This is a genomic window from Flagellimonas sp. CMM7 (genome assembly GCF_021390195.1).
Classification (GTDB): Bacteria; Bacteroidota; Bacteroidia; order Flavobacteriales; family Flavobacteriaceae; genus Flagellimonas.
The window spans coordinates 3012930-3037097 of sequence record NZ_CP090003.1 but is presented as its reverse complement, the minus strand read 5'-3'; the positions used below and the strand labels follow the sequence as shown (position 1 = coordinate 3037097).

The 24168-nt window shown below is 38.2% G+C and carries 13 protein-coding genes; 8 read left to right on the top strand and 5 right to left on the bottom strand.

Features of this window, described 5'->3' with window-relative positions:
* Window positions 1-599 precede the first annotated feature (599 nt).
* The 5 genes from LV704_RS13725 to LV704_RS13705 all read right to left on the bottom strand — a co-directional run bounded on the left by LV704_RS13725 (window position 600) and on the right by LV704_RS13705 (window position 7692).
* Window positions 600-1652 (bottom strand): UDP-glucose--hexose-1-phosphate uridylyltransferase, encoded by a 1053-nt coding sequence (locus LV704_RS13725; RefSeq protein ID WP_163423192.1) that lies wholly within the window; start codon window positions 1650-1652, stop codon window positions 600-602.
* Window positions 1653-1654: 2 nt separating this feature from the next.
* Entirely contained in the window at window positions 1655-2809 is a 1155-nt protein-coding gene (gene galK, locus LV704_RS13720) for a galactokinase (protein WP_163423193.1), read from the bottom strand.
* 75 nt (window positions 2810-2884) lie between these two features.
* Window positions 2885-4531, bottom strand: a complete 1647-nt coding sequence (locus tag LV704_RS13715) for a solute:sodium symporter family transporter (protein WP_163423194.1) — start codon at window positions 4529-4531, stop codon at window positions 2885-2887.
* Window positions 4532-4552: 21 nt separating this feature from the next.
* On the bottom strand, window positions 4553-6325 hold the full coding sequence (locus LV704_RS13710; protein ID WP_163423195.1) for a glycoside hydrolase family 36 protein: 1773 nt from the start codon (window positions 6323-6325) through the stop codon (window positions 4553-4555).
* Between the two features lie 353 nt (window positions 6326-6678).
* Window positions 6679-7692: a GntR family transcriptional regulator gene (locus tag LV704_RS13705; RefSeq protein WP_163423196.1), complete on the bottom strand. Its 1014-nt coding sequence runs from the start codon at window positions 7690-7692 to the stop codon at window positions 6679-6681.
* A gap of 446 nt (window positions 7693-8138) precedes the next feature.
* Here LV704_RS13705 and LV704_RS13700 point away from each other — a divergent pair, with 446 nt between their 5' ends.
* The 8 genes from LV704_RS13700 to LV704_RS13665 all read left to right on the top strand — a co-directional run bounded on the left by LV704_RS13700 (window position 8139) and on the right by LV704_RS13665 (window position 24159).
* Entirely contained in the window at window positions 8139-11252 is a 3114-nt protein-coding gene (locus LV704_RS13700) for a TonB-dependent receptor (protein WP_163423197.1), read from the top strand.
* A 31-nt stretch (window positions 11253-11283) separates the two neighbouring features.
* Complete coding sequence (locus LV704_RS13695) at window positions 11284-12807, top strand: RagB/SusD family nutrient uptake outer membrane protein (RefSeq protein ID WP_163423198.1); 1524 nt, start codon at window positions 11284-11286, stop codon at window positions 12805-12807.
* Window positions 12808-12902: 95 nt separating this feature from the next.
* Entirely contained in the window at window positions 12903-16424 is a 3522-nt protein-coding gene (locus LV704_RS13690; protein WP_163423199.1) for a VCBS repeat-containing protein, read from the top strand.
* Window positions 16421-19933, top strand: coding sequence for a VCBS repeat-containing protein (locus tag LV704_RS13685; RefSeq protein WP_163423200.1), 3513 nt, complete (start codon window positions 16421-16423; stop codon window positions 19931-19933). The genes LV704_RS13690 and LV704_RS13685 overlap by 4 nt, the downstream gene beginning before the upstream one ends.
* Window positions 19920-21251 carry a vanadium-dependent haloperoxidase gene (locus LV704_RS13680; protein ID WP_163423201.1) on the top strand — a complete coding sequence of 444 codons (1332 nt, stop codon included), beginning with the start codon at window positions 19920-19922 and terminating at the stop codon, window positions 21249-21251. Before LV704_RS13685 ends, LV704_RS13680 begins: the two co-directional genes overlap by 14 nt.
* Window positions 21252-21304: 53 nt before the next feature.
* Window positions 21305-22402 carry an acyltransferase family protein gene (locus LV704_RS13675; protein ID WP_233782044.1) on the top strand — a complete coding sequence of 366 codons (1098 nt, stop codon included), beginning with the start codon at window positions 21305-21307 and terminating at the stop codon, window positions 22400-22402.
* Window positions 22403-22465: 63 nt separating this feature from the next.
* Window positions 22466-23152 carry a DUF1080 domain-containing protein gene (locus LV704_RS13670; protein WP_163423202.1) on the top strand — a complete coding sequence of 229 codons (687 nt, stop codon included), beginning with the start codon at window positions 22466-22468 and terminating at the stop codon, window positions 23150-23152.
* 41 nt (window positions 23153-23193) lie between these two features.
* The gene (locus LV704_RS13665) at window positions 23194-24159 is read left to right on the top strand and encodes a formylglycine-generating enzyme family protein (RefSeq protein WP_163423203.1); all 966 of its coding nucleotides are present in this window, start codon (window positions 23194-23196) and stop codon (window positions 24157-24159) included.
* The last annotated feature ends 9 nt before the right edge of the window (window positions 24160-24168 follow it).

Sequence of the window (24168 nt, the reverse complement as noted above, 5' to 3'; positions counted from 1 at the left end):
TCTACTGAGGCCAGATGCCTATCCGTCGCTATGGTTCGCACCATCCTTTTGACTTATCAACAATATTGGAAGTTATAAGTCTCCCCCAGACCCCCTCTTTTCAACACCATCATCATAATAGATTTCATCTATGGAACAAAACTAAAGGCCTTCGTTGTTACCTTTTTTGACGCCATACATTTTCAATATTCAGGATTGAGCAAAGACTTATAAAAAAGGCATTTACGACTGGCTTTATGCAGTCTGGTCAACTTCTGAATGTTGGTGTTTTGCTGTCTAAAAAAGTGTGAGAAGCTTAAAATGGAAGGATGGAGCTAATTGATAATTAACCATAAACTTTCTTTAAGAATTATAGATTTTTATCTTTGTTCTGAAAGTCAAATGATATCATTTGCATTCAAATTGAACGTCAACAATTCGGTCAACAGATTTTTGCAAGGTTAAATTTCTTTTTAGAATAAAGGTCTCCGAGGATTTAGACTTAATCCTGCCGAGGTCACTAAATACAAAGGAGTTCACAAATTTTTGCTTTGGAGCTCCTTTTTTTTGTTCAAAGCCTTACCAAAATATTTTAGGTTCAGGCACCAATAACACTTGAATCACTTATAGGTATTCTTTTCGCTATAGTGAACATTTGATAGCGTTTTCAATGTGTTGGCCGCCTGCTCTGCAGTAATGTCTCGCTGCGGATTCCCAAACATCTCATACCCCACCATAAACTTCTTAACAGTTGCTGAACGTAGAAGGGGCGGATAGAAGGACATATGGAAATGCCATTCTGGGTAATCCTTTCCGTCCGTGGGCATTTGATGAATCCCTGCTGAATAAGGAAAAGAGATTTCAAACAGGTTATCATATTTTGTGGTGAGTACTTTGATTATTTCTGCAAAGGAAACTTCCTCTTCCTTATTTAGTTGACCAATATGCTGATAGTGTTTTTTTGGAATTATCATGGTCTCATATGGCCACGTGGCCCAAAATGGGACCAGTGCAACAAAGTCCTCATTTTCCAAGATTATTCGCTCTTTGACTTTCAATTCTTGCTTTAGATAATCTCCTAAAAGACTGGTTACATTTGTTTCAAAATAGTCTTTCTGTTTTTTGGTTTTTTTTCTTGGCTCCTCGGGAATAGTAGATTGAGCCCATATCTGCCCATGAGGATGTGGGTTACTGCACCCCATGACATCTCCTTTATTTTCAAAAATTTGAACATGGTTAATCTCCTCCATACTACCCAATTCTTTGTACTCTTTTTTCCACAGCTGTATTACATCCGAAATAGCTTCAATTGTCATTAGGGGAAGAGTAAGACTATGATCTGGGGAAAAACAGACAACTTTACAGATACCCTGTTCCGTTTCTGCACTAAGAAGCCCTTTGCTATAATTTTCTTCTTTTCCATCCATTAAGATGGCGCCATAATCATTCCTAAATGCGAAGGTACTTTTGTAGTTCTCATTAATAGAACCGCTAGCCCTAGTATTTGTGGGACACAGATAGCATTTGGGATCATATTCTGGGCGTTGTTCCGAGTTGGATTTTTCGGTTTTTCCTTGCCATGGCCTTTTGGTGCGGTGTGGTGAAACCAAAATCCACTCTCCGGTCAAGATGTTATACCTTCTATGGGGCTGTTCGGATAACATGGTACTCATAATTATTTGATTCGTTTTACCCCATCTCCGATAGCTACCGTAAATGAGCTTAATCGAATATTAAATTTTAAATTATACGCCAAAGCGGCTTCTGTAATGAAAGAATCCATCCTATCCTTATGGACTAGATTAATGGTACATCCACCAAAGCCGCCACCCATCATTCTTGAACCTATCACACCTTTATATTCTTGGGCAAAATCCACTAGAAAATCAAGTTCCCCACAACTCACCTTATAAAGATTTTTAAGTCCTTCGTGAGACTCAAACAACTTTTGCCCAAAAGCCTCAAGGTTTCCAGTTTCCAAGGCTTCACTTGCAGCTATGGTTCGGGCATTTTCTTGAACAACATAGAGCAATCTATCGAAAATCTTGAAAGGCAGTATTGATTCAAATTCTTTGGCCTTCACTTCTGGAACATGAGCCAGCACATCATATTCTGGGTATTTTTCTTGAATGGCAATAAGGGCCTCATCACATTCTTGTCTCCTCAAATTGTACTCGCTGGTGGCCAGATTATGAGATACGTTTGTATTTAACAGCACAATGGAATAAGGCTCAATGTTAGCTGGTATATATTGAAAGGACAAGTCATTACAATCCAAACGGATAAGCTTTCCTTTCTTGCCCTTAACCACGGCAAATTGATCCATGATTCCACATTTAGTTCCTACAAAGTGGTGTTCTGCATCTCTAGAGATTGTAACAAGCTCATCATCTGAAAGACCAATTGAAAAAAGTGCATCAAGACCCTTGGCAAAGCCACATTCCAAGGCAGCAGAAGAGCTTATTCCAGAACCAATAGGGAGATCGCTTTCTACAATACAATCAAACCCTTTAATTTTGTTTGGATGTGCTTGTACTATAAAATGAACAACACCCAAAAAGTAGTTGTGCCATTCCTTTTCGCTTATCTCCACTTTGTCCAAGTCTATCTCAAAGTGATTATCATAATTTTTGGAATAGCAGTTACATTTACGAGTTCCATTTTTTTTAAAATTCAACCGTACTTTTAAATTGATAGCAGCCGGAAGTACCTGACCTCCGTTGTAATCTAAATGCTCTCCGATAAGGTTAATCCTCCCCGGAGACTCAATAACAACATCACTATCCTGAAAAGTAGTTTGGAAACTCTTTTTATCCGTTACACCTTCCATTAAAATTTATGTATAAAAACTTGGTTGATTTTTAATGTACTCACTAGTGATTTTTATATTATTTTTTTCGGTTATTTAAAAGATAAAATATGTACTCAGTACCATAGCAGTTATAATAGCTCCAGCCAAAAGTCCATATTTCCAAGGTGTTGTATCTATTTCTTCAGTCACGACTTCTGCCATAACTGTAGTTTTTGGCTTTAATTTGCCCATTAATAGCATAAAAGCTACGTTTATAACAAACAAAATCCCCATAATATGTAAGAAGTGAGGATATGCCTCCGCCTTAATAATACTTAATGCTTTTGAGTCGGTGATGCCATTGGCGGCGGCCTCGGTAAGTGCACTATCCACCATTATAGGACTTATCACAAACTGACTTATTAAATACATGACCACCCCAACAGTTAAAACGAGCTTAGCACCAAGAGCTGGAACTTTTTTGGTATAGATGCCCACCACTATTACAGCTAAAATTGGCACACTCAAACTTCCCAACGATTCTTGTATGTAAGCGAAAAGTCCATCCGGAGCTGAGGCTATAAACGGAGCTATGAACAAAGAAATAATCGCCAATCCCAGTCCGAAGCGTTTTCCAGCTTTTACGGTCTGTTCTTCAGCAGCATTTTTATTGAAAAATTTATAGAGATCAAATCCAAACAAAGTTGCACTACTGTTTAAAAGACTATTAAATGAACTCAATACCGCACCAAACAATACTGCAGCGAAGAAACCTAGTAATGAAGGCGGTAAAACTTTTCTAACCAATTCTGGATAAGCTAGGTCTGGATTTGCAAGATCTCCTTTGAAAACATGCCATGCAATTACCCCTGGGAGCACTACAATTATAGGAATCAAGAATTTTACCAAAGCCGCCAAAATAACTCCTTTCTGACCTTCGGCCAAGCTTTTGGCCCCGAATACCCGCTGCAATATTGATTGATTGGTTCCCCAATAATACATTTGAGCTAAGATCATTCCAGTAAATATGGTTCCAAATGGTATGGATGAGTCAACTTCCCCTTTTAGGTTGAACTTCTCTGGATTTGTATCCCAAAGTATATCTAAACCATCTCCAATACTACCGTCACCGATAAGTTTTAAACCAAAATAAGGTATCAAAAATCCTCCTATGAGCAACCCGATTGCATTTATTAAATCAGATACAGCAACTGCCTTTAATCCACCAAAAATTGCATAAATAGATCCAATAATACCTATACTCCATACACATATCCATATTGTTGCATTTTGACTAATACCAAACAAATTAGGTAAATCAAACATAGAACTGAATGCCAAAGACCCAGAGTATAAAATTGTTGGCAATAGAACTACACCATAAGCGAATAAAAAGAGTATAGATAAAATCGCTTTGGTCTGTTTGTCAAACCTGTTCTCTATAAACTGAGGAATTGTGGTAATACCACTCTTCATATACTTAGGTAACAGTATAAGCGCCGTTAATATCATTGCAATGGCCGCTAAAGTTTCCCATGCCATTACCAAAACACCTTCTGTAAAAGCTTGACCATTAAGCCCTACTATCTGTTCTGCGGAAAGATTGGTAAGTAATAATGACCCGGCTATAGTAATGGCACCAAGACTTCTGCCCCCAAGAAAATAGCCTTTGGCAGATTTCTCATTTGTGCCGCGTGTTGCCCACCAAGCAATGATCGCCACTAATAGTGTAAAGCCTATGAAGGATAAAATAGATGACATTCCCATAATTATTTGTTTTAGTTATTCAATTGGTTTGATCTGTGCCAATCCACATATGGGAATTTTAAATGTATTGATTCCTTCCTCTAAATAGATTGTTTGCTGTTGTACGAGTGCACCTTCGCAATTATACAGAGAGCAATTATACTCACAATTACCCTGTTTTACAACAATAACCACATCTTCAGAGGGTTTTGCATTAATAATATCTATTTTTTCATCTAGTTTCTTAAGTTCTAAAAATTGATTTTCAAAGACGCCTAATATTATTTTACCATCTTTTTGTACCTGTTGCACTGGATAATTAGCCAATGGAGATGAAGGCAAGAATTCACCCGATAGTAGAACTTCAGAGTTTTCATTCCAATACTTTGTGTAAAATCGAATCATGTTCAAATGAGGTTCTGGTGCTTCGCCTAGCATTACTGAGATTTGAGGCACCCCGAAAAGAGTGTTCAGGTAGTGAAGGGCGGCATCTTGCACAGCTTCGCCAAAATGCCAAGTAACCATATCGGAATGGACAACGGTATCACCACATAACATTTTTATATCGGCAATACGAACTCGATTCATAGTATAGTCCCCTGGGCAGTCAAAGGCTCGAAGCATGTTACCATATTTACGCATGGCCGGCCCAGTGTACTTTTGCCTAAACTCAATGAATATATCTGGATTTACCTTTTTGACTTCAACAATTACTTGTGTAAGCAATGCATCCACAGCCTCATCGATTGATGAAAAGTCACGATTGCCATCAGGATCGAAAGAAGTTTCTGGGTAGCTTTTAAAATCATCAATAAAATCAAGTTTCAATCCATCTAAACCCCAATCCCTAGCAGCACTTACATAAATACCCGCCAGATAATTTCTGACCTCAGGATATCTTGGATCAAAAACAGGTGCCCATCTATGATTTTCAGTTAAAAATTTGCCTTTGAATTTTTGGTAAGCCTTTGACTTTTTTCCGCAAAATGGAACAGAATACCAAATTCCAACCTTCATCCCTAACCTTTGTATTTCTTGGACCAACTCGGCCATATTGGGAAAACGTTCTGGAAGCCAATCACCCGTATAATCATATCCTCGATTAGTATCTTTCGTTTGCCAACCGTCATCAATAATGATTGATTCAAACCCCAAATCTTTTGCTATTTGGCATTCTTTGAGCAGTAAATCTTTGTTTAAATTTTGATGAAATTGATACCATGTAGAGTACAAAGGTTTTTTGGCTATTGCCGGCACTGCAGCTGGTTTTAGGTTGTCATAACCTTCCCACCATTTTGAAGTTTCTTTTAAAGCTTGGGAAAAATGAATTTTACGCTGGTCGATACGGATATCCGTGCTAAAATCTTTAATTGGATATTTACTTTCAGTAAAGAATATGATTTGACAGTAGAAATGGTTGTCTTCTTCTCTATATTTTACAGCCATCTCCACTCTATTTATTACATTGGAACAAGCAAAGCAAAGTACATTTTCGTCGTGGTTGCCAAAAAGGGAAATAACAGGGGCATCAATAGATATTCTTGATTCATGATTCTCAAGTTCCCAATCAGCCTCTATGCGCTTTGAGAAATCTGCAGTAGGTTTCCACATCCCTTTAACTTTAGTTGCAGGTATTCTCCACTGGAGACTTAATGGCTCTGGAAAGCTATCATCATGGTTCTGGTATTCAAATCGGAAAACTTGTAAAGCACCTTCATCTGTTATCAGTTCCAAATTGGCTGAACCATTTTTCTTGTTAATGTTAAAAATCAGGGAATCTATTTCTTTCTCTATTGTACTTACAATCATTTCTTCAAAAAAAATTAAAACTTGATTATAGAATGTATGAATGCTAAAACACGACACTCAACTATTAGCCTAGAAAAGCCAGATAAAATTATACCTGGCTTTTGCACTTTTGAATTTAAACTAACAACTTAAACTAACTCAAACTATATCGTTAATTACTTTTTAAACAAACTAGCTGCATGCCTAAAATGAAAAATTAGGTCATGAAGCTTTTGGAACAAAATACTATGATATAGTATGCTACTATTCAAAGGTAATAAAAAAAATGAGATGTTATCACATTCATAAATGCTAAAATATGATTATATCAATTTATTAGGCAAATTAATAGATTTCAGAAAAAGAAGAAAGTCCTATACAGAACCTCTATCTATTAAATAAGAAGGAGTAATTTGTTGGGTCATCTCACCGCTTTTTACATGCAACGCAGCTTGAACACCCATTTCGCTGAAGTCTGTTGAGATTGTAGTAATTCCTCCGGATATGAACTTTTTTATGATATGATCATCATGCGACAGAATGCCAACATCTTTACCTAAAACATACTTTTTATCCGTGCAATCTTTTAGTATATCCCATAAAAAAGAATCATTTGTAGTAAAATACAAATGATCTTTCTTTAAAATTGATAAGTCGTATTTCTTTTCTATAACACCCTTCACATTATGATCGGATAAAAACTTTTCAAATGCATTTACAACGCTTTTGGGAAGATCTCCATCTTCATCTACAAATAACACAAACAGCTTGTACTTTCTTATTTTTGGGAGTAATTTTAACAACTTGTTATATGTTGAATTCCCAAACTCCTGACTGATATAGGAGTAGTTCTTGCTTGGCTGAACAAACCTATCAACAACAAGCAATTTATCTGAAGAAAAAGACCCCAACAAAGATTTTGCAACCGGATGGGGTATGGGAGCAACTACATAAAAACCATATTTACCCTTAATATTCATCAATGTATTTTCAAATACAGATAAATTATTGTGATGAAAGAAAACATCAATTTGAAAACGTTCTCCCAATTCTCCTCGAAAAGCGTCGTAGAATTCCTTTTGAAAACGCTGAAGGGAATATAGAAGCAAAGCGATTCTTCTCACCATATTTGTTTCCTTGCTAACAATAAAATACCCTTTAGCCTTTTTGGACTCCACAAGTCCTCTGCTCTTTAATTCCTCATAAGCACCAACGATTGTTTTTCTCGCATAACCCAATTCTGCAACCATCTCATTTATTGAAGGTAGTTGATCTTGCCGCTCTAAAACCCCATCGTCAATAGATTCGATAATACCTAGCACCAAATGTTCATGTTTTGTCAAGTCGTATTTTTCTTGGTACTTATTTATTACATCAACCACTGTCATATTTCTAACTTTCTAGATGTTGCCTTATTTATCGGAGCAATATAAGATTAACAATATTAAATATCAATTCCAACCCAAAACTGTCTTTCATTAACAACTGTTAATACAACTCTGCTCTTACCACGGTAAACCCCGTGAACACTTGACAACTTGTTACACACCCATTTATTTTTTAAATACCCGAAATGACAATAATACAACAAAATGCAACTTATTTTGTTAAATCCGCTATTTTATAACTATCATTTTTAAATATTAAAAATTTTGTTTTACATTTGACTAATAGCACACTATATCATAGTTAATCGTTTTTCTCAAATAACATACTATATTTTGAAGAATTTGAAATTTAGTTATAGTGAGCTATTGGCTTGTAAGGTGAACCGTTTCACTATTCATTAACTAAACTCAATTAAAATTAATTCAATAACCAATTTTTAAAGATTATGAAGCAAACTTTAACTAAACTTAAGACGACGAAGTCAGCCTTTTCTGCACTGTTCGTTCTTCTTATTTTCGGAGTACAGACATCGCTGGCACAAACCACGGTATCTGGAGCTATTGCGGATTCTGATGGCCCTTTACCGGGAGCTAGTATTGTGGTTCAAGGAACTACAACAGGTGCCGTTGCCGATTTTGATGGAAACTATACCATCAATGTCCCGGAAGGTTCCAACACTCTTGTTTTCTCCTATGTAGGCTATGGAGTGCAAGAGATTGATGTTGATGGAAGAACAACAATAAATGTTACTTTACAACCTGATGCCCAATCGTTGAGCGAAGTGGTGGTTGTAGGGTATGGTACTCAAAGAAAAGCTGACCTTACTGGTGCCGTAAGTTCTCTCAATGCTGTTGAAATTGTAAAACAACCTATTGTAAGTGTGGATCAAGTGTTGGCCGGTACCCTTTCTGGTGTTAATATTACCAACAGGAGTGGTGACCCAGGAGCTCCTATTAGCGTTAATATTAGGGGTGTTGGAACATTAAGTGCAGATGCCAACCCGCTTTATGTAATAGATGGTGTACCTTTAGTAGGAACCAATAATATAACGGTAAATACATCATCCACTACGGATTCAAATCCGCTGGCAAGTATTAATCCAAGCGATATTGAATCCATAGATGTTTTAAAAGATGCGGCTTCCGCAGCTATTTATGGTGCAAGAGGTGCCAATGGTGTAATTATCATAACCACTAAAAAAGGAACCAGAGGAGATCCAAAAGTAACCTACGATGGTTACATTTCCTCTGCTTCACCAAGAGAAACGCTGGATGTTCTTAATGTTCAGCAATATATTGGCATCCAACAAGAATTGGGTAGAGATTTTTCGGCTTTTAGCGGACAACCCAATGTTGATTGGCAAGATGCTATTTTCCAAGATAGTTTCGTACAAAATCATAACGTAGGTGTAAGTGGCGGAGGTGAAAATGGAACCTATTATATTTCAGGTTCTTTTCTTGATAACGAAGGTATACAAAGGGCCCAATCATTTAAACGATATTCTTTAAGAGCGAATTCTGAATTCAAAGTTGGTAAACGATTAAAGTTTGGTGAGTCCTTACAGATAAGCCAAAGTGATCGTTTGACCCAGAGTGAAGGAGCCTTAAACGCAGGTTTTAATGCAGCTTTAAATGCTCCATTTTTTCAATTATTCGGTGATGGCCCATTTGGTTATAATTTGGCCAACCCAAGCACATTGGGTGGTGCAACCGGGGCTAACCTCTTACAACTAACAGATGAAAGAATAAACCAGACCACTATTCAGAATAGAAAAGTGCTTGGACACTTCTTTGGAGAATGGGAAATTATAGACAACTTGAAATTAAGACCTTCCATCGGTATTGATTACAATGTGGGATCTGGTGACTTCTTCCAAGCGGAAACCACTTTTGATGGCAACTCAACCAGGCAGTCTTTGCTTGTTCAGTCAAGACCAATAGAATTAACATTGACTACGGGTGCTACACTATCTTATGATAGGACATTCGGTGATCACAACTTTGGAGCACTGATTGGTTTTGAGCAAACGAAATTTCAATTTGACAAGGTAAGATTACAAGGTAGAAACTTGTTTAACGATAACTTCGCAGCTAGTGGTACAACAGTTGCTGGAGCAAATGAAGCCGACCTCTTTACCTTACAAGGTGTTATTGGGCGTTTGACCTACAATTATAAAGGAAAATATTTGGCAACTGTTAATGTTCGTCGAGATGCTACCTCCAAATTTGCGGAAAATAATAGAGATGACATTTTCCCTTCCATCTCGGTAGGTTGGAGAATCTCTCAAGAAGATTTCATGAGTGATTATAGTTTTATAGATGATTTAAAGTTGAGAGTAGGCTATGGTGAATTAGGAAACCAGAACCTTGGAGACGGTACTGCCAGAACTTTTCCTTTCCTTACTACATTAAACAACAACATATTTTATGTATTGGGAGATGATCAGGGAACCGTAGTTGGTCCTGCGCCAACCACATTTGCAAATCAACAGATAGGATGGGAAACCTCTAAGCAAATTGATATAGGATTGGATTTTAGCTTCCTTAAGGGTAAAATTACCGGGGTGTTTGATTACTTCAAGAAAACAAATGAGGATGCATTGGTAAACTTGCCTCTTCCATTTGCCAGTGGATTCTTCTTGCCTGCCCCTACAAATGCAGGTGAAATTACCAACTCGGGTATTGAACTTGCTTTGAATTATAAAGACAAAATTGGAGACGATTTTGAATATGGAGTTGGGTTCAACATCACAACCGTGAAAAACACGGTTCAAAGTTTAGGACCGGTTAATGCGATAATTACGGGTGTGGGAGGTGCACAATCCCATAGAACCATTGTTGGGGAGAGTTTAGGTCATTTCTTTGGGTATAAAACAGATGGTTTATACCAAAATGATGCAGAAGTCGCGGCGGCAATTCCAGATGCCAATGGTACTCCCTCTCCTGGTGATATCCGATTTGTGGATGTAAATGGTGATGGTAGAGTAGATGCAGGAGATAGAACCATACTAGGTAGTCCTTATCCTGGATTCTTTTATGGCTTAAATCTTCAAGCCAAGTACAAGGGATTTGATTTTTCAGCCTTGCTAAGAGGAGTTGGAGACAGGCAGATTTTCAATTCATCAAGAATTACATTAGAAGGATTGACTGGAACCAACAACTTCAGTACACAGGTATTGAACCGATGGACAGGAGAGGGTACAACCAATTCCAGTTCTAATCCAAGATTGGCTGGCCCTGGAGATCCGAATGGAAATAACCGTATTTCAGACCGTTTTATCGAAGATGCTGATTACTTAAGGATCCAGAACATACAATTAGGGTATACCGTACCAAAAGATGCATTACAAAGTTGGACCAACAATTTTGTTTCCAATATGAGATTTTTTGTAAGTGTACAGAATCTAGCGACTTTCACCAACTATTCAGGTTTTGATCCAGAAGTTGGTCGGGCCCAAAGTTTCCAAAAAGGTAATAACCCGCTTGCAACAGGGCAAGATGATGGACAAGCTCCTTTACCCAGGATAATTCAATTGGGATGGTCAGTTAGTTTTAACTAAAAAATTGTTATTTTAAAATAAAAGAAAAATCATGAAAAGTAAAATTTTATTTCTTGTCGCTATCTGTACGTTGACAGTCTTGTCATGCGACGATGAGCTAGATTTACAGCCTTTAGATAGTATTACTATTGATACATTTTACAATAGTCGTGCGGATTTTGATGGCGCAATCTTTGCAGCCTATTCATCCATACAGGATTTTTGGGGCACAAGTACCGAAACATTATCGGAGAGAGGTGAGTATTGGAAACTGTCAATGGTGATTACGGATGATGTTGCAGCCGACCCAGTGACTAGTGATCAAATCTCCATAGACGTAGACAACCTGCAATTAAGGGCAGCAGATGTTCCATATGCAGCGGTGTACACACAGATTTATGAAGGAATTTTTCGCGCGAACCTAGTGTTGGGGAATTTGGATGGCGAAAATGAGTTAACAGCAGAGGACAAAACCGTTTTAGAAGCTGAAGCAAAGTTCTTGAGAGCTTGGTTCCATTTTCAAGCAATGAAAATGTTTGGAACTCCACCTATAGCACTAGAAGTTTTAACAGATATTAATAATCTAGCATTGCCAAATGCCACGCAAGAGGATTTGTATACAGCCATTCTTGGTGATTTAGGTACAGCCGCTGCAGGTTTGCCAGATGCTTGGGATTCCAGTAATACAGGAAGAGCTACATCTTGGGCCGCAACAGCCTTAATTGGAAAAGTAAATGTGTTCAGAGAGGATTGGCCAGCTGCCACAACAGCGCTTGCCAATGTTGTCAACAATGGCCCATTTAGTCTAGTTCCCAATTACGAGGATGTTTTTGCCTTTACCAATGAAAATAACTCAGAATCTATTTTTGAAATTCAATATGGTGGGCCACAGTCTGATGATAACCTTTGGGTTTTTGATGACACCCATTCAGAAAACTTCAAAGCATCACAGGGTACTGGACGTGGTTGGTACTGGGACGCCGGAAATGGTGCTCCGGGTGGCAAATTAGGTTGGTGGGCTCCTACCCAAGATTTAGTAGATTCTTTTGAAGCTGGTGATACAAGGCTACCTACCATTTTATATCAAGATGGTGATATGTATTTTACCACATTTGAATCTTTACCTTATGATACAGAATGGTCTTCAACAAACTATACCTTAAAAAAGTATCGTGGTGAAATAAACACAGTTCCTGGAAATCATGCCCCTAATCAACAAGCAGACTTTAATAATGAACGTTGGATGCGTTTAGCAGAAGTAAAATTGTTATATGCTGAAGCGCTTATTAGAGGTAGTGGAGACTTGGGAGTTGCAAGAACACAAATAGATGACATTAGAACTAGAGCTGGCCTTGCCGCCACTACTGCCGCAGATGGAGATTTATTAGCTGCAATGATGCAGGAAAAAAGAGTGGAATTAGCCTTAGAACCACATCGTTGGTTTGATATTGTTCGATGGGATTTAGGACCAACAATTTTTGGAGGCGATTGGGATCCAAGGTATGAGGTGTTTCCGTTCCCTCAATCGGAAGTCGATAGATCTGACGGACTCTTAGATCAAAACACGGGGTATTAGACAGGAATTCTATTATTAACCATATAGTTTAAGTTATTTTAAGGAATCCAATTAAATTTATGATTGGATTCCTTTTTTTAAACCGTTTTATGCAAATGTCCATCAATCATCATATTTGTATTCGTACTGTCTTTTTTACTCTGATACTTATATCATCTGTTATTTCATGTAAAGAAAATAAGAACAAACTGTTTCATGACTTATCACCAAAAGAAACAGGGGTATCGTTCAACAATAGCCTAGTAATTGGAGGTGAGCCAAGTGTGCTCGAATTTGAATATATGTATAATGGAGCGGGTGTTGCCGTAGCAGATTTTGATCAAGATGGGATGCAAGACATTTACTTTACGGGTAATATGGTCAGCAATCGGTTGTACCGTAATCTTGGGGAGTTTAAATTCCAGGATATCACGGAAACCGCGCAGGTGGGAACTACAGGTTGGTCAAATGGTGTTGCGATTATTGATATTAACCAAGATGGATATCCTGATATTTACGTTTGCAAGGGAGGTCCGAGAGGGTCATCCAATGAGGATAGGGCCAATCTCTTGTTTGTCAACAACGGAATGAAAAATGATAAATTATCTTTTACCGAAGAAGCAGGTAAATGGGGAATAGCCGATAGCAGTTACTCGGTTCAAGCAAATTTCTTTGACTATGATGGTGATGGTGATTTGGACATGTATCTTCTCAGTAATGCCTTAGTCGATTACAATAGAAACACTTCACGCCCAAAAGACTGGTCGGGCAAGGCCCCTTCCGTAGATAAACTATTCAGGAATAATGGGGATGGCACTTTTACAGATGTGTCCAAGGAAGCCAATATCCTTATGGAAGGTTTCGGCTTGGGAGTTGAAGTTTGTGATATCAATCAAGATGGTTGGACGGACATCTACGTATCAAACGATTTTTTAACTGATGATTTCCTGTATATAAATCAAAAGGACGGAACCTTTAAGAATGAAATTTTTGAATATATGGGCCATCTTACATTCAATGGAATGGGTAATGATATTGCAGATATCAACAATGATGGTTTAATGGATGTAGTGGTTTTGGATATGCTCCCGCCCGATAATAAAAGATGGAAATTGACCATGATGGGCAATAATTATGACGAGCATCATAATGCCATTTCCAATGGATATCAACCCCAATATATTAGAAATACCCTACAGTTGAACAATGGAAATGGTTCATTTAGTGAAGTTGGGCAAATATCAGGGATTTCGGCTACGGAATGGAGCTGGAGCGCCTTACTTTCTGATTATGACCATGATGGAAAAAAGGACCTATTTGTCACCAACGGATACCGCCAAGACATAACCAATCTTGATTTTATGGTATACGGCAATACAATTCTCTCTATGGGCTCAGAACAGGCCAATAGAGAAAAGCGTCTAGAAGAGCTAAATAAACTTCCCGGAATAAAACGATCCAACTATTTGTTCAAGAATGAAGGCGAACTTCAATTTAAGGACATATCAAAAGTAGCCGGAATTACAAAACCCACTTTTTCAAATGGGGCCGCATATGCAGATTTTGATAATGATGGTGATCTTGATTTAGTAGTCAATAATATTGATGACCCAGCAAGTATTTTAAGGAACAACACCAGTATTGACAGCACACAATCGTATTTAAAATTCCGTTTTAAAGGTAACAGTCCAAATTTAGAAGGTATAGGAAGTCAAGTTGAGCTTTATTATCAAGGAAAGCTTCAAAAGCAATATTTTACACCTTACCGAGGGTACCTTTCTTCCGTAGAGCCTAGTCTTCATTTTGGTTTAGGGGATATCAAGAAAATTGATAGCGTCATCATTACATGGCCAAATAAGATGCAGGAAATCCTGAAAAACATTACTGTCAATCAAGAATTGGTTGTTCATCAAACTAATGCACAAACCCTTCATAAGAATAATCCGAAAAAGACATCAAGATTATTTAAAGAAATCGATAGTATTGGTTTGGAATTCACACACCAAGAAAATGATTTTGTTGATTACAAAATTCAACCACTTCTACCACACATGCACTCCAAAAATGGACCAGGTATGGCAGTTGGAGATGCCAACGGCGATGGACTTGAAGATGTCTACGTAGCTGGAGCAGCTGGACAATCTGGGGTATTAAAAATACAGAATAAGGACGGCAAATCTTTCACGGAAACTATTTTCAAGGAGGCAGACTCAGAAGATATGGGCGCCTTGTTCTTTGATGCAGATGCAGATGGCGATCAAGATTTATATGTGGTAAGCGGAGGATCATCCGCAGTTAAGGGTAGCATCGCATATCAAGACCGTATCTATGAAAATGATGGTACAGGAGTATATTCAATAGTGGATGCTTTACCAGAATCTTTAGTGAGCGGATCTGTTGTAACCGGAGCCGATTATGATAAAGATGGAGATATAGATCTTTTTGTTGGAGGAAGGGTGAAACCAGGAGAATATCCCCTATCACCAAAAAGTTCCTTGTTAAAAAATTATAGTTCAACAGGGAATATCAAATTCAATGAAGACCAATCCTTTTCAAATGCTTCAGCAGAACTGGGAATGGTCACCGCTGCTCTATGGACTGATTTTGATAATGATTCTTGGGTAGATCTGATCGTAGTTGGCGAATTCATGCCTATTCGATTCTTTAAAAACAATGAAGGTAAGTTTGAAGATATTACAGAACAAATTGCATTAAAAGGGACCAATGGTTGGTGGAACAGTATAACATCCGGCGATTTTGATAACGACGGGGATAGTGATTATGTGCTTGGAAATTTTGGCCTGAACAGTCGCTATAAAGCAAGCGTAACCGAACCACTTTGCATATATGCCAAAGATTATGATAAGAATGGTCAAATAGACCCTGTAATGTGTCATTATATAGATGGGAAAAATTACATAGCACATTCTAGAAATGACCTTATTGACCAAATCAACGCAATGCGGGTTAGGTTTAGAACGTATAACGATTATGCAGAGGCAACTTTTGAAGAATCATTTGCTGAGGGGGAACTCGCAGATGCTCTCATTGTTAAAAGCGAAACCTTTGCCAGCAGTTATCTAGAAAACTTGGGCAATGGAAAGTTCACATTAAAACCTTTACCTATTTCCATGCAAACGGCTCCCATGTATGGGATAAACATAGGGGACTATGATCAGGACAATCATCTGGATATTTTAGCGGTGGGCAATTTTTATAGTGGAGAAGTCTTTAATGGTAGATACGATGCATCAATCGGGTGGCTTATGGCAGGAGATGGCAAAGGAAATTTTAAACCAATAAACGTAAATCAAAGCGGTTTTTTTGTAAAGGGAGATGCCAAAAGCCAAGTTAATCTATTCACCAAGGATACTGAGCTAGTGCTATCTGGAATAAATAGTGCTGAATTAAAAATTCATTCGAGAAAACTAGGCGATCAGTTTATCTATCAATCAAGTCCACAAGATGCTTCACTCACCATTCATTTTGAAGATGGTTCCATACAAAAAAGAGAACTGTATTATGGTGCGGGATATTTATCGCAAGGGAGTCGCAAGCAACTAATACCGAAAAATGCCAAATTCATTGTGGTAAAGAATTTTAAGGGAGTTGAAACAAAAATTGATGTAAGAGAATGAAGAAGAATGCCATACTTGTTTTTATCTATTGTGTGCTTGCATTTATTGTTTCTTGCAAAAAAACGAACAATGCAAAATTCCATTTGCTGAGTGCATCAGAATCTGGTATTGACTTCAACAATGAAATAGTTGAAAATGACAGCATCAATGTGTTCAATTTCATGAACATCTATACTGGTGCGGGCACAGCTGTTGGCGATATTAACAATGATGGATTGGTAGACGTTTATTTTAGCGGCAATATGGTTTCAGGTAGACTCTATCTTAATAAAGGAAACATGAAATTTGAAGATATCACTGAAAAATCTGGACTGATCAACAATCGTTGGGGTACTGGTGCTGCCATGGTCGATATTAATCAAGATGGTTTTTTGGATATCTATATATGCGTTTCTGGCAGCGCGCAATTAGAGGAGCGGGCCAACATGCTCTACATTAATAACGGTGACAACACCTTTACTGAAAAAGCTGCAGAATATGGTCTGGATGACAAACGCCAATCCATGCATGCCGCCTTTTTTGACTATGATAAGGATAATGATCTAGACATGTATCTTTTGGTGAACCCAGCTGCATATGAATACAACGTAAATGTCAGCAATCCAAGAAAGTTGGATGGCTCATCTGTAAGCAACGATCGTTTGTACAGAAATGATGGCAATGGAAAATTCACAGATGTTTCGCTAACATCCGGTATTCTTGTGGAGGGCTACGGACTGGGTGTGGGCATATCCAACATCAATGACGATTCATGGCCAGACATATATGTTTCCAACGATTTTGTGGGCAATGATATCCTGTACATTAACCAAGGGGACGGGACGTTCAAGGACGAATTGGACACTTACTTAAAGCATACTTCCTACGCGGGAATGGGCAACGATATTGCGGATATTGATAACAATGGCAAGCCGGATATTATGGTTTTGGACATGCATCCAGAAGATAATTTGCGACAAAAATTGATTATTTCCTCTACCGGGTATGATCGATTCAACTTTATGCTGGAAGCTGGTTATTCTCCACAATACACCAGAAATACACTTCAACTAAATCAAGGTGAAGGCAGGTTTAGTGAAATTGGCTATTTGGCCGGGGTAAGCAGTACCGACTGGAGCTGGAGTGCGCTATTGGCAGATTATGACAATGATGGTCATAAAGACCTATATGTCACCAATGGATTTTTAAGGGATTTAGGGAATTTGGATTATATCCACTATCAAAATAGAAGTAATAGCCCTATGGGTGATAGAGAAACCAAAGTCAAGGAAAAATTAAATTCCATTCATAATTTACCTCGGGCCGAACTGGTCAACTATGTGTTTAAGAATAAGGGTAATACCGCCTTTGAAAATACATCTGGGGAATGGGGGATACGTGATAAAAGTTGTTCCAATGGAGCTACTTTTGCCGACCTGGACAATGATGGAGACTTGGATTTGGTGGTGAACAACGTAAATCAAAACGCGTTTGTTTATGAAAACACCAGTAAAAAAGAGAACGGTAATTTTCTGCAAATAGAATTAAAAGGTAATAAAGGGAATCTTGAAGGAATTGGCTCTCGGATTAAGGTTGCTTCAGAAAGCAACACTCAATATTATCAACATTACTTAAGTAGAGGTTATGAATCTAGCGTTGACCCAACTGTTCATTTTGGCTTAGGCCAAGACACCATTGTTACTGCCGTAGAGATATGGTGGCCCGATGATTCCTATCAAAAAATAGCGAATGTAAAATCGAACCAAAAGCTTGTAATTAGACAATCCGAATCGAAAAAGGTCGAAGCTCACAATGAAATTTCGCTTATTGAAACAAGTAAATGGTTTGTAGAAATTACGGACACCTTAGGTATCAATTATTTTCAAAAAGAAGATCCAATCGTAGACTTCCGTATTCAACCAATTCTTCCGCACATGCATTCTCGTGGAGGTCCTGGTATAGCTGTTGGTGATGTTGATTCCAATGGAATGGAAGATTTTTATGTGGGAGGGGCAGCCGGTTCTACTGGTCAAATCTACATGCAAAAAGAAGACGGTTTCAAAAATACCTTTGTGGGTTATCAAGAACGGTTAAGAGAAGACATGGGTATGCTGTTTTTTGATGCCAATGGAGATGGACATCAAGATTTATATGTTGTAAGTGGCGGCATCCCTACTTCTTACACAGAGGATGTGTATCAAGATAGATTATATGTAAATGATGGAAAAGGAAATTTTTCACTGACCGATGCATTGCCCGTTGTTAATATAAGTGGTTCATGTGTTACGGCAGCTGATTTTGATAAAGACGGAGACTTGGACCTGTTTGTTGGAGGAAGAGTTAATCCGGGTAGTTACCCAATGCCTGTAACCAGTCAGTTGTATGAGAATATCTCCACAGAAGGTAAACCCAAGTTTAGGGAAATAGGGCAAAGTATACAGCATTGGGAAAAATTGACCATGGTCACTTCCGCTATTTGGTCCGATTACGATAATGATGGATGGTCTGACCTGATCGTTGTGGGCGAATTTATGCCCATAACGCTTTTTCATAATGATCAAGGCAAACTAAACCTTGTAGAAAGTCATGCAGGCCTGGATAAATCAGAAGGTTGGTGGAACAGCATATCAAGTGGTGATTTTGATAATGATGGGGATATGGATTATGTAGTTGGAAATTTGGGTTTAAATACTAAATACCGAGCCTCCAAAGATGAACCTTTGTGCATCTACGCCAAAGATTATGACAAGGACGGCAGAATTGATCCTATCATGTGTTATTACAACGATGGTGAAAATTACATTTCCCATACACGGGATAAACTTATAGAACAAGTCAATGCGATGAGAGGGCGTTTCCAAACCTATCAATCCTATGCAGAAAAAACTTTTAAAGAATCTTTCTTGCCAGAAGAACTGGAAGATGCCTACGTGGTAAAAAGTCATGTATTTGAAAGTTCTTACATAGAGAACTTGGGAAATGGAAAATTTCAACTGACCGCGTTACCCCTGAGTGCACAAGTTGCCCCAACTGAAGGATTAGTGGTTGAAGATTTTGACCAAGATGGCAATATAGACCTTTTGCTGACGGGTAATTCATACGTAACCGAAGTCTCAAATGGCCGATATGATGCCCAATACGGCACACTTCTAAAAGGAAATGGCGATGGAACATTTGAGTATATTGAATTAGAAAAAAGTGGTCTTGCTAACAATTATGATTCAAGCGGTCTTGCACAACTAAAAAACAAGGACGGCAGATTATTCATTATTGTGGGGAACAATAGTGGCCCATTAAAGGTGTTTGAATCCCAGTTCAAGAATAAGGAATTGAAATTCATTGACATAAGTGAGGATAGTATGAATGCCATTATCACTTTTACAAATGGAAAAAAGCAGAAATTGGAGTTTCAATACGGGTCGGGTTATCTATCACAGAACTCTAGAAGATTATTTATAAATGATAAAATTGAACAAATAGAAATAACTAATTATAAGGGCATTACAAAAACAGTTTATGAAAATGATTAAGTCATGGATTATAATAGGTTTGGTGGCTATGTTGCTTATAGTCTCTTGTGGTGAAACACATAAGCCGGAAGAATTGGGGGCCTATTTTGAGAATAGCATTACAGAATACAATCGAAAACTTACTGATGTTATAGTAGCAGATATTTTTACGCCCCCTGTAGCAAGCAGAATTTATGCCTATTCAAATATTGCGGCATACGAGGGCATTCGTTTTATGGATTCCACAAAGGTTTCACTTGGAGGACAGTTGAACGACCTAAATCTTACCGCAAAACCAGATTCAAATAAAAAGTATTACTATCCCCTAACCTCCATGGTCGCTTTTCTTAATGTGGCCAAAGTGCTGGTTTTTGATATAGAAAGAGTAGATAATCTCCGCATAGACCTTTTGAAGGATGTGCAAGAAATTGGAATCGATAAAGAAATTTTTGAAAACTCCATTGCGTTGGGAGATGCTATCTCACAAGAAGTAATTCAACGTGCAAGTTCAGATGGCTATTTACGACGTACTGCCCTACCCCGTTATAGCGTAAATAAAGATCCGGGACGATGGAAGCCCACTCCACCTGATTATATGGAAGCCATTGAGCCTCATTGGAACACAATCAAACCTTTTGTATTGGATTCCGCAGGACAGTTTGACCCCGGTTTACCTACAAGTTTTGATATTTCTGATAACTCACAATTTTTCAAGGAGGCTACCGAAGTATATGAAACAGTAAAAAATGTTGATTCAACCCAATTGGAAATAGCAAAATTCTGGGATTGCAACCCCAATATTTCGACTACCAAAGGTCATGTAATGTACTTTCAACAACAAATTTCACCTGGTGGGCATTGGGTCCACATTACAGCTCAAGTGTTGGATGAGAAAGAAACAAATGCAGTAGATGCTTCGGCAACACTTGCCCAAGTAAGTATTGCCATAGCGGATGCCTTTATCAGTTGTTGGGACCAAAAATATAAAAGTAGCCTTACTCGCCCAGAAACCTTTATCAATGAACATATTGACCCCGATTGGGCACCAATCCTACAGACACCAGCATTTCCAGAACATACTTCTGGGCATAGTGTAGCTTCTTCAGCTGCTGCGACAGTATTGACTCATATTTTTGGAGACAACTATGCTTTTGCAGATAAAACAGAAGTGCCATATGGACTTCCTGTTCGTAGCTATAAATCTTTTAGCCATGCAGCTAAAGAGGCGGCAATAAGCAGACTTTATGGTGGAATCCATTATCGACCAGCTATAGAATTGGGAGTACAGCAAGGTAAAGCCGTGGGTGAACATGTTATTGAACAAATAGATTTGGACTGATATGTAATCCCATCACAAACCAATGTAATATCTAACCAATAAAATTCTTAATTATGGAACAAACACCTTCAAAACGTTTATTTTCCTTGGATGTATTCCGAGGAATGACCATGTTCCTGCTTATTGCTGAGGCCGCTGGGTTCCATCATTCTTTTTACGAATTGGTCAAGGATACTCCATTTCTTTCTGGACTAGGGGAACAATTGCATCATCATCCTTGGCATGGGTTTCGTTTTTGGGATTTGATTCAACCTTTTTTTATGTTCATAGTTGGAGTAGCTATGCCGTTCTCAATTGGAAAGCATTTGAAAACTGGCACTAGAAAAGCTGTGACCCGTCATATCCTTAAACGATGTTTCCTATTATTTGCCTTTGGAGTCTTGCTGCATTGTGTGTACAGCCATGCATTAGTTTGGGAACTCTGGAATGTATTGGTACAGTTGGCGTTCACCATCTTAATTGCCTATGCAATCATGAATTTATCTAATCGAAACCAAATACTAATTTCAATAGGCCTTTTGGTGCTTACCGAATTGCTTTACCGTTTTTACGACCCTGCAGCTCCCTTTAACAACGGGGCTAGTTTTGGTTCTTTTATGGACCGTATTTTCATGGGAAAGATCAATGGTGATGGTTGGGTGACCATTAATTTTGTCCCTACAGCAGCGCATACCATTTGGGGTGTAGTTTGCGGGCGACTTCTTTTAAATAAAAGCGATGCTGCACAAAAATTGAAAGCGTTTGTGCTTTGGGGAAGCATTGCAGTGGTCTTGGGGATAGTACTGGATGTTTTAAATATCACACCTGTTATTAAAAGATTGGCCACTAGCTCATTTACATTATTGTCAGGTGGAATAGCTGTCTTAGTGCTTGCCCTGTTTTACTGGCACATTGATTTGAAGGAAAACGCAAAAAAATGGATGCGAATTTTTTCTGTGGTAGGCACCAATTCCATTTTTATATACCTATTGGCAGAAACTGTCGGTATTCAGTGGTTTAGGGGGTTTGGCAAAATCTTTACGCATGGAATTCTCCATCCTTTGGGAATGGGAGAGCATAGTATTATGGTCATCAATTCACTTTTTGTGCTCTTCATTTTTTGGTATCTGACATATTTCTTGGATAAAAAGAAGGTCTATTTCAAAGTGTAGTGGAACAATAAATCCATCGAATTATATACAAGCACTATTAACAAAATTGAAAATCCAATTAAAATGAAATATTTTATAACAGTTCTATGTATTGCAATGGTTCTTTCCTCTTGTGAACAGCAAAAATCAACAAGCCTTTTTAATGGAAAAGACTTAAATGGTTGGCATGTTGATGTGCCTGAAATGGATACTGTTCCAAATACCATAAATCCATTTATCATTAGAAATGGGATGTTGGTGAGCTTGGGTACTCCAAGAGGTCATCTAATCACGGATGACATATACAAAGATTATAGATTGGAAGTGGAGTATCGTTTTCCTGGAGAACCGGGAAATTGCGGTGTATTGGTACATGCCTCAACTCCAAGGGCCTTATATAAAATGTTTCCGAAATCTTTGGAGGTACAAATGCAACATGAAGATGCCGGTGACTTTTGGGTCATTGTAGAAGATATAGAGGTTGATGATATGGTTGAACGAAGAGGTCCAAAGGAAGAATGGGGAATTACTGAAGGTAAAAAACGAAGGATCATTAACCTTACGGATGGTTCTGAAAAGTCATTGGGTGAATGGAATACCATGATGATCGAATGTCTAAAAGATGAGATAAAAGTTTGGGTAAACGGAGATTTGGTCAATCATGGATTTAATGCCACGGTTACTAGTGGTCAAATAGCAATACAAGCAGAAGGTTCCGAAGTAGAATTTCGAAAAATAGATATTTCATCGATAGATGCTATATCAAAATAAATAGTTCCCTATGGTCCTCTAATTTATATCAATTGAAACGAATGAACATTTTAAGAACTTTAAAAATCACTTCACTGATTATATTACTTTCAGCTAATGTACCTTCAATATTTGGGCAACAAGAACAGGAGTATACACAAGAATTGCCCAGTTCTAAACTAAGTATTAGTATGGTTACAATTCCAAGTGGTTCTTTCAAAATGGGAAGTCCAATCAATGAGAAAGGAAGGAATGATGATGAGGGTCCTCAACGGAAAATGGAAATTGAAGGATTCTGGATGTCAAGTCACGAAATAACGTGGGAACTATATAATCTCTTTTTGCAGCGGGAGCTAGACCATATAGTATTTGTCGAAAAAGGAAAAGAGGTTGAAAAAAAAGTGGACGCAGTTACTGGTGCAACTACTCCCTATGTGGATATGAGCTTGGGTATGGGAACTGGAAAAAATCTTCCCATAGGCAACATAACGCAATTAGGGGCTTCAAAGTTTTGTGAATGGCTTTCTGCAATTACTGGGAATTTTTACCGATTACCAACTGAAGCTGAATGGGAATATGCGGCTAGAGCTGGGACCACAGCTTCCTATTTTTTTGAGGATGGCTCGTTGGATCAATACGCCTGGTTTATAGATAATAGTGGAGAAACCTATCATCAAGTAGGTCAAAAAAGACCAAACCCTTGGGGGTTATACGATATGTATGGGAACGTGGCAGAATGGACTTTGGACCAATATAATGCGAATACCTATATCGAAAATATGGCCTTCATTCGGGTTGAAAAAGAATATCCTGTAGTAGTTCGTGGAGGTTCCTATAAAGATAGTCCAGAAATGTTACGCAGTGCTTCAAGAACTTTTTCCAAACCTATTTGGAAACAGCGAGACCCGCAGTTTCCAAAAAGTAAATGGTGGCACACCGATGCACCTTTTGTAGGTTTTAGAATCGTAAGACCATATAAGACACCTAACCAAGAAGTACAGCATAGTTACTGGCTTGGAAAAGAATAGTAAAACAAC